This window comes from Vibrio sp. YT-18, from assembly GCF_033337345.1.
In the GTDB taxonomy this organism is placed as follows: domain Bacteria; phylum Pseudomonadota; class Gammaproteobacteria; order Enterobacterales; family Vibrionaceae; genus Vibrio; species Vibrio alginolyticus.
Window position 1 is genome coordinate 1 of record NZ_JAWOQO010000247.1, and the last position, 1,079, is coordinate 1,079.

1 protein-coding gene is annotated in these 1,079 nt (G+C 43.0%); it reads right to left on the minus strand.

Going from position 1 to position 1,079, the window contains the following annotated elements:
- Positions 1 to 153: 153 nt before the first annotated feature.
- Entirely contained in the window at positions 154 to 942 is a 789-nt protein-coding gene (locus tag R7M72_RS25745) for a TetR/AcrR family transcriptional regulator (RefSeq protein ID WP_318056548.1), read from the minus strand.
- Positions 943 to 1,079: the final 137 nt, after the last annotated feature.

The following is a 1,079-nucleotide window of genomic DNA, read 5'->3' on the forward strand; positions in this document are numbered from 1 at the left end:
AGCCAGCGCTGTTTTCTAGTTTTTACGTAACTTTTCAAATGCCTCTCTAGGTTCTTCACCTTAAGCATCATCTTTTAAGTCAAATAGTGACGATTCGTCACTTTAGTGTGATAAAAAAGCCAATCATCGTTTGGATTGGCTTCTGTAACCGATTTAGCGGTTCACTGTTTCTAAGTAAGCAATCTCTTCACTAAAGAGTTCCTGTTCTACTCGACGCCAGGTTTTCCGATAGTCCCACTCTGTAGAAAGTGGCGCCCAACCTAAGCCGTCTAATAACATATTCGCATTGTGCAACACAGAAAATGGGTCTTGGATTCGTTGTATACAGCGACTATTCGATGCGTTTTGCGCAAGCGCGTTAGAACCAAATGCGATAGACCAGTTAGCAAACACAATAGCATCCGCACCTATAGCAGGAGAAAACTTTAGATCTCCGCACTCTACTGCATTATTGACCAACGCATCTGCACCGGAAATCACTTCTTCTTCTAGCCGATTCAGCTCATTCAAACGTTCAGGTGATGCTTTTTCCAACACCCAAGGCGTTTTAGCTACAATCGCGCAAGTCGACAGCACTGGCTCCATTCGAGCGTAAATACGATAGCCTACATGCATCGCAATAATTTTCTCTCGAGTATTGCCATCGAAGTTTGCCGTGCGCTCGAAAAATATCGCTTCGCTTTTTAACGAATGGATACAAAGCGCAAGTATTACGTCTTCTTTGCTGCAAAAATGATTGTAGATGGTGCCGTTAGAATAAGAGCTAGCCGAGGTCAGCTTATCCATAGTGAGGTTCGCAAACCCCTGCTCTTGGACGAGTGACTTAGCCAGTTGAATAAGCTCAACTTCTCTATCCGCAATCGCTTGTTGCTTTTTGGTTAGCCCGGACGAGACACGACACCCGTCTCGCTTACCATCCTTTTTACAGCGAAAGTTAAACATAATCCTTTGATCCGTATACCCACACACTCCTGATAATTGTAACACGATTATGTAAAACAGGAACGTCACCATTTTTGACGAACCGTCATAATTGACACTTCGTCATAATAGATCAAAAAACAAACATTTCAAGTATG